This is a genomic window from Lewinella sp. (assembly GCF_050633125.1).
Taxonomy (GTDB): Bacteria; Bacteroidota; Bacteroidia; order Chitinophagales; family Saprospiraceae; genus Lewinella.
This window is the reverse complement of sequence record NZ_JBOEFX010000056.1, coordinates 87,035-93,835: the sequence shown is the minus strand read 5'-3', so window position 1 is coordinate 93,835 and position 6,801 is coordinate 87,035. Positions and strand designations below refer to the sequence as shown.

The 6,801-nt window shown below is 43.9% G+C and carries 7 protein-coding genes; 2 read left to right on the top strand and 5 right to left on the bottom strand.

The features are described 5' to 3' along the window. Positions 1-323 precede the first annotated feature (323 nt). Positions 324-1,232, top strand: coding sequence for a DNA/RNA non-specific endonuclease (locus ACRBG0_RS13635; RefSeq protein WP_431487422.1), 909 nt, complete (start codon positions 324-326; stop codon positions 1,230-1,232). A gap of 64 nt (positions 1,233-1,296) precedes the next feature. Then, positions 1,297-2,838, top strand: coding sequence for a helicase HerA-like domain-containing protein (locus tag ACRBG0_RS13630; protein ID WP_431487421.1), 1,542 nt, complete (start codon positions 1,297-1,299; stop codon positions 2,836-2,838). 81 nt (positions 2,839-2,919) lie between these two features. On the opposite strand, the gene ACRBG0_RS13625 is transcribed toward ACRBG0_RS13630, so the two are convergent. Genes ACRBG0_RS13625 through ACRBG0_RS13605 form a run of 5 tightly spaced genes read right to left on the bottom strand, consistent with a single transcriptional unit; the run spans position 2,920 to position 6,492 of the window. Next, the gene (locus ACRBG0_RS13625; RefSeq protein ID WP_431487420.1) at positions 2,920-4,212 is read right to left on the bottom strand and encodes a S28 family serine protease; all 1,293 of its coding nucleotides are present in this window, start codon (positions 4,210-4,212) and stop codon (positions 2,920-2,922) included. Between the two features lie 20 nt (positions 4,213-4,232). Then, the gene (ribD, locus tag ACRBG0_RS13620; RefSeq protein ID WP_431487419.1) at positions 4,233-5,270 is read right to left on the bottom strand and encodes a bifunctional diaminohydroxyphosphoribosylaminopyrimidine deaminase/5-amino-6-(5-phosphoribosylamino)uracil reductase RibD; all 1,038 of its coding nucleotides are present in this window, start codon (positions 5,268-5,270) and stop codon (positions 4,233-4,235) included. Continuing rightward, entirely contained in the window at positions 5,267-5,941 is a 675-nt protein-coding gene (mnmD, locus tag ACRBG0_RS13615) for a tRNA (5-methylaminomethyl-2-thiouridine)(34)-methyltransferase MnmD (RefSeq protein ID WP_431487418.1), read from the bottom strand. Before mnmD ends, ribD begins: the two co-directional genes overlap by 4 nt. A gap of 10 nt (positions 5,942-5,951) precedes the next feature. Beyond that, the gene (ytxJ, locus tag ACRBG0_RS13610) at positions 5,952-6,296 is read right to left on the bottom strand and encodes a bacillithiol system redox-active protein YtxJ (RefSeq protein ID WP_431487417.1); all 345 of its coding nucleotides are present in this window, start codon (positions 6,294-6,296) and stop codon (positions 5,952-5,954) included. A gap of 37 nt (positions 6,297-6,333) precedes the next feature. After that, positions 6,334-6,492, bottom strand: a complete 159-nt coding sequence (locus tag ACRBG0_RS13605) for a hypothetical protein (protein ID WP_431487416.1) — start codon at positions 6,490-6,492, stop codon at positions 6,334-6,336. Positions 6,493-6,801: the final 309 nt, after the last annotated feature.

The following is a 6,801-nucleotide window of genomic DNA, read 5'->3' as shown; positions in this document are numbered from 1 at the left end:
ACGCTACTACCGGCACGACCCCTTTTAGTCTGAAAACATTGGTGATAAAGGAGATGGTGAACCCTGTTTTCATAATAGTTGTTTGTGAATCTAGAAAGAGCGGGCAAGTAAAAGATAATGCCTGAGTATCCTTTGCCAAAGTGCAACTAAAATCCCTTAATTCTCAATGATACACTTTATAGACTTAGAGAGAAGTGAATTGCATTTTTGGTGGGTAGTGAATTTCTAAAGAGGGTAGTGGAGAAAATTATTATCAAATACGGGGATGTTAGTGGTCAGTAAGCAACTTTTTGTATTTTTACGATTCACTCAATCAACAATTCATGGCTAAATTACGCCGTAATCATGCGGATCAAGCAAAGGCAAGTGGCGGGATGATCGCAAAAGTGGGTATTTTCGGAGCTATTGCTGGTGGCTTGTATTTTCTGTTCAGTTTTTTCTCTGGAGGTGAAGCACCGCTTATTGACGGAGAATCTGATGAACCGAGTGCCTATGTTGGTAAGGATCATTTTCTACCTTCCGAAATTAGAGGGTCAGAAGTGTATCATTATAAGGATTATACATTGAGTTATAATGAAGATTATGAGCAAGCCGATTGGGTAGCGTATGTGCTAACGAATGAAAACCTCATTAAGCCTTGGACAGCACGCAACGATAATTTTCGCCCGGATCCGGCTGTACGCACAGGAAGTGCTAGCCCTGACGATTATCGTGGCTCTGGGTACGACCGTGGACACATGGTACCCGCCGCTGATATGGCTTATGATGCGGTAGCGATGGACGAGACTTTTTTGATGAGCAATATCAGCCCTCAGTCACGGAATTTCAATCAGGGGATTTGGCGAGAATTAGAAGAACTGACACGGGACTGGGCCAAGAAATTCAAGCGCCTTTATATTGCTACTGGCCCTGTTTTGAGTAAAGAGCCTAAGGGGTATATTGGCAAAGACAATGAAGTGGCCATTCCTGCGGCTTATTACAAAGTGATTTTAGATTTGGATGATCCAGAGCAGAAAGGGATCGGTTTCATTTTGGATAATGAAGTCAACTACGAGCCACTCTATAAATTTGCGGTCTCTATTGATGAAGTAGAAGCCCTGACCGGGATAGATTTCTATGAAGATTTTATGCCTGTAGAGTTGGAGGACGAATTGGAGGGGAATTTCAATATCGATTTATGGCCATTTAATAAAGGCAAATACGAGTTGAGGGTGGAGAAATGGAACCAATAGTAATTATTAGTTAGTTACCTTAGTGCCTGGAATAAGTCTTAAGACCACAATTTATTTAGATATTATGTCGGAGCAGTTTTTAGAGACCATCAATGCTGGTTATCAATTTAAAGGGCCAAGTTTTGTTTTAGGGGGCGCAATGCTCGATAAAGTAACCCAAACGAACACTTTGGTAAGTTTGCCAATGGCAACGCTTAATCGCCACGGGTTGATTGCGGGAGCTACCGGTTCGGGAAAAACGAAAACCCTACAAATTATAGCAGAGCAACTTTCAAAAGAAGGGGTGCCCAGCCTGCTCATGGATATGAAGGGTGACCTTAGTGGTATTGCGATGCCTTCTCCAGGACACCGCAAAATCGACGAACGCCACGAGGCCATCGGTCTCCCGTTTACGGCTGGTGGTAGCCCGGTTGAATTCCTCTCTATTTCTGATGAGAAAGGAGCGCGATTGCGTGCTACTGTCACGGAATTTGGCCCGGTATTGTTTTCGAAAATACTCTCCTTGAATGATACCCAGGCAGGAATTGTAGCAGTTGTCTTCAAGTACTGTGATGACAATGAACTTCCTCTTCTGGACCTGATGGACTTTAAAAAGTCGCTTCAGTTTATGACCAATGAGGGCAAAGCTGACGTGCAGGAAATTTATGGACGTATATCTACAGCCAGTGTTGGTTCCATCATGCGTAAGATCGTGGAGCTTGAACAGCAGGGAGCGGGCACTTTTTTTGGTGAACGTTCTTTTGAAGTAGATGATTTATGTAGAACAGATGAACTGGGACGAGGTATTGTTTCTGTTATTAGGTTGACTGATATTCAGGATCGTCCGAAGTTGTTTTCGACATTTATGCTACAGATTCTTGCAGAAATCTATAGCACTTTTCCGGAAGCTGGTGATGCTGACAAACCTAAATTGGTTTTGTTTATTGATGAAGCCCACTTGGTTTTTGATAAAGCCTCAGATGCACTGATGGATCAGTTGGAAGCGATTGTAAAGCTTATTCGCTCTAAAGGGGTAGGCCTTATTTTTGTGACCCAGAATCCTGCGGATATTCCAGAAAGTGTATTGGGACAGTTAGGTCTGAAAATACAACATTCCTTACGTGCCTTTACAGCTAAGGATCGTAAAGCTATTCGCTTGGCCGCTCAGAACTATCCAATTACCGAGTTTTATGACGTAGATCAGCTGCTGACCGAACTAGGTATTGGTGAAGCATTGGTAACGGCTCTAAACGAAAAAGGTATTCCGACTCCATTGGTACACACAATGCTGCGTGCTCCTGAATCGCGCATGGATATCCTCACAGATGCGGAAATAAACAGTATGGTGAAGGATTCGCCCTTGGTGAAGAAATACAATCAGGAGGTAGATCGGGATAGTGCTCATGATATCCTTACGGACAAAATTGAAGCCGCTCATGCGGAAGAACGGCAGGAAGAGTTGAAAGAACAAAGAGCGAAAGCACGTAAGACTACTAGCTCTCGTCGTCGTGAAAAGTCTACGCTGGAAAAAGTGATGAGCAATACCACTACGCGCCAGATTGGCCGAACCCTGGCCCGCGAACTCGCCCGTGGCCTCTTGGGAATTCTTGGTGGTAAACGGAAATAGTTTATTGGTTTAAATTGTTAGAGGGTTAGATGGTGTTTTACCATCTAACCCTCTAGTTTGTTGTAGGCTAATGGCAAAAGACTACTCGATTTCCATATCTAGCCACCGTTCCAGTGCATCAACCATTTGGGCGCGTTCCTCTGTTTTCATGTTCCTGATCCGGGCTTTACCATGATCTAGGCCATCAAGGAAGAACCAAAGTGCATCAATGCCATCAGTAGGGCGCACAGCCGTTGCAGACCAAGTGTCTGAATTTCCATTAATAAAGATAAAGCGATCAGCATTGACAGGAATCCATTCTGCTACAGCATTAACCAACTTGCCATCAAATTTTTTGGGCAAACCTTCTGGCATGAAGATGGCGCTTGGATGAGGTTCTGTCGGTAAAGCTTTGAGTAGGCCTTTAAAATCTTCCGTCTCATAACTGTAGTAGCCCATTTCTGAACCTGCCTGATAATAATGACTGGCATAGCCGTTCATTCCTGCATCTGCGAAGAAATCGATGCCAGAGGTAGCCATCATGTGTTCCAGGGCTGCTTCAACTCCTGCATCTTTAGTCGGTATATCTTCACACTTGCCACCTAATTGCCAAAAGGAAAAGGGGTATTCCAGTACTGCATATTCAAAAGCTTCTTCAAGGCTTAGGTAGCTGAAGTGTAGGCCAGCACCTTTGGCATACCATTTCAGGCGAGGCAGTACATAATCTCTATTGCTTAAAACCTCTTTTTGAACATCATATAGCGCTGTTCTGCACGCTTCCGACCCCACCGTGTCGAGGAAGGTGTAAATACGCTGCTCTTCTAATGCAAGGTTGAGTGGAGCTACATAAGGAACACTTACATCCACATCTTCGGGATAAAAATAGCGGTAAAAAATGGTTGTTTGCCCACCTTTACTGATGCCAGTACTCAGCCATTTCCCTTGGTAAATTTCCCGGAACAGTTGATTGATCTTATGCAGGTCAGCTGTAACTTGCTTGAGGTTGAGGTATTGATAGTCGAAAATTTCTTCATCGGGAACACTGGTGCCAAAAAAGCGGTGTTCTACGTCAATCTGGTTGCCTTTGATCAGGTCAGTAAGCTCATAATTGCGATTTCTTGGGCGGTCGTAACCTTCTGTACAAATGACTGTAGGGCGATCAAAACCACGATGGGAAAGAAAAGCTCGTTGGTAAAAATGACCCTTTTCCGGATGTTCATGATCCAGCGGTTGTTTGATCTGTATTTCGTAAGCGGCAGCATATCCACTAGGGGTGTCGATAGGCTTGAAGATCACATCTGGTAATTGAAATAGAGCTGTTTCCAATTGATTGCCTTGCCCTGCTAATGCCAGAGACGAAAGAATGAATAGAAGGAATAACAAGCGATGAGCCATAGTAGAGGTTTTAATAATCACTAAAAGTTATAATGAACCGTCAGGTGGTCTTGCTGTAGCAGGAACTCCTTAGCGGCTTTTTTGCCTAAACGAGGGGCGGGTAAACCATCACTCCAGTTGGCGGAGGTGGTAAATACCCGAGCTTCGTCCCAAAGGTCTTGGGCCACAAATTCTTGCAACAGCCAGGCACCTCCTTCGACAGTAAGGTGGGCTATCTTTTGACCACTGAGTTGTGTGAGTAATTTTGGCAGCCAATCTGCCTGCGTGAAGTCGTGCTGAAAAAAAGTAATATTTGATCCAGTAGACGACTTTGATTGACGAAATACCAGTGTGGGAGCAGTACCATCAAAGAGCTTTAGAGAAGGAGGGAGATTACCATTTCTGTCAATCACTACTCGGCGCGGTGACTTGCCGGGGTACAATCGAGCAGTCAATGCAGGGTTATCGGCTCTGGCAGTGCCAGCTCCTATGAGAATAGCATCCGTTTCGGTTCGCCATTTATGAACCAGCCGCTTGCTAAATCCATTGGTAAGCCATTGAGTACTTCCATCTTTAGGCGCTAGTAAGTTATTGGCTGTTTGGGCGTATTTCAGCAAAACATAGGGCCGGTTTTTACTTACAAATACATTGCGATACTCACTCAGGATTTTGCCTTGCGCTGATAGAACAGCTTCCTCCACGATGACGCCATGTTCTTGTAGACGCTTTAATCCAGATCCATTTACGCCAGGAGTAAGGTCTCTAGCGGCGACGATTACGTGAGGGATACCTTCTTCAAGAATAAGGTTGGTACAAGGTGGTGTACGGCCGTAGATATTACATGGTTCCAAAGAAACGTAGAGTGTACTTTGCTTTATTAATTTGCGGTCGGCAGGTTTTACACTCCGTACGGCCATTACTTCGGCATGCGGTCCTCCATCTTTTACAAAATAGCCTTCACCAATGATTTTCTCGCCGCAAGCAAGGACTGCACCAACCATAGGATTTGGCGAGGCGTAACCTGCTCCCAGGCGTGCTAAATCAAAGCAGCGCTGCATTAGGCGAGATTTCAGGCTCATGTATTTATCTTAATCGCTCGGGTCATTTCTCTTTTCCCTGGAGGGCCGGGGATTCCTTCCACTTGGAAGCCAATATCACGCAAGCAACGTTTTACCACCCCTTTCGCGCAGTAGGTGACGAATATACCTCCAGGGGCCATGGCTTGGTAGATTTTTTCAAATACAGGTGTTTCCCAAAGTTCTGGCTGAGAGCTTGGTGCAAAAGCATCAAAAAAAACAACGTCAGCCCCACCACTCAAGGGCGTGCTTTGAATGGTGCCTGCGATTTTATGCAAAGTAAATTTTGGTGTGATGACAGCTGGTTCGTTCCAAGGAGCTTGGTGTAAAGCCAGAAAATCTTCGGTTGAACCTTTCAGCAGGGTAGGGTAGTTGAGGGATGCGGCTTGCTCGGTAGGAATAGGAAATGCTTCGATCGATTCAAAAAAAATGACCTTTTGCTGCTCTTTTGCAAAGAGTAAACTCAGATAAGCATTAAGACCAGAACCAAAGCCCATCTCCAAAATGCGAACAGATGATTTGATCGCCATAGCTGGCACTAAGCCCGCCTGAATAAAAACATGTTCAGATTCCTGAATAGCGCCGTACTTAGAATGGTAACCCACGTCAAACTGCTCGCTAAGCAAGCTGTGTGACCCATCTTCTGTTTCAATAATTCGGGCAACGTTCTCCATTCCTCCTCATTTAAGCTGCTGCTAATTCTTCCTGAATACCGTTCACGGAAATATCAAGATGAGAAGTGTCATAGACGCAAATCCCATTTTTTATCAGAAGTACCTGTGGGGATTCATGGTCAATGCCAAAATGATCAGCAACATAATTAGAAACAGCCCGGTTGTCGATCAAATCAAGATAAAATGGTTGGATATCTTTTTCGGAAAGATTCCAATCATTCTCCAGTCGACTTTTTGCAAAACTGCTAATGCTACACCGGGTACTGTGCTTGAAAATAAGACAAGCTTGCTGATGTGATTGCACAACAAGGTCATTGACCTCAACGACACTCGTCAAAGCATTCCACTTAATCATAGTTCTAATTGAAGGTTGTTAGTGCTGAAAAATCAGCCTAAAACAAGAAAGTAACAAGCGTGCTTGCTGCTTCAATAACTGTTTCACCTAAGTCAAAGTTAGAAGGACAGCCATAACCACGATTGCAAGAAGAAAGTAATACTGTAGCAAAGAAAAACAAAGAAGCTTGGCTGATACGCTGGCGTGAAATTTTCATGGAGGTTTAATTTAGTGCCCTACCATTATTTTTAGGTAAAGCCTTGTTTAATGTTCAAGGGATAAATATCCTACTCATGCAAACCAACGAGCCCACTGAATAGTTTATTTTTAAATCGCGCGGCAAAAATACGCTAAATTGCGCTTTAGAGCAATATTATGACCTTCTTTTAGAAACCTTGCGTCAGTTTGGCTTGCAACAAAGCATTGATTTATTATTTTTGTGCCGCATAAGGAACTGTACATAAATAAAGCTGCTTTCTAGAGTCGGTTATTTTGCTGCTAATCGAAGGTGCCAAAAACGGAGTTA

Coding starts and splice junctions, on each gene's coding strand:
- ACRBG0_RS13635 (WP_431487422.1), top strand. CDS start 324: ATGGCTAAATTACGCCGTAATCATGCGGATCAAGCAAAGGCAAGTGGC.
- ACRBG0_RS13630 (WP_431487421.1), top strand. CDS start 1,297: ATGTCGGAGCAGTTTTTAGAGACCATCAATGCTGGTTATCAATTTAAA.
- ACRBG0_RS13625 (WP_431487420.1), bottom strand. CDS start 4,212: ATGGCTCATCGCTTGTTATTCCTTCTATTCATTCTTTCGTCTCTGGCA.
- ribD (WP_431487419.1), bottom strand. CDS start 5,270: ATGAGCCTGAAATCTCGCCTAATGCAGCGCTGCTTTGATTTAGCACGC.
- mnmD (WP_431487418.1), bottom strand. CDS start 5,941: ATGGAGAACGTTGCCCGAATTATTGAAACAGAAGATGGGTCACACAGC.
- ytxJ (WP_431487417.1), bottom strand. CDS start 6,296: ATGATTAAGTGGAATGCTTTGACGAGTGTCGTTGAGGTCAATGACCTT.
- ACRBG0_RS13605 (WP_431487416.1), bottom strand. CDS start 6,492: ATGAAAATTTCACGCCAGCGTATCAGCCAAGCTTCTTTGTTTTTCTTT.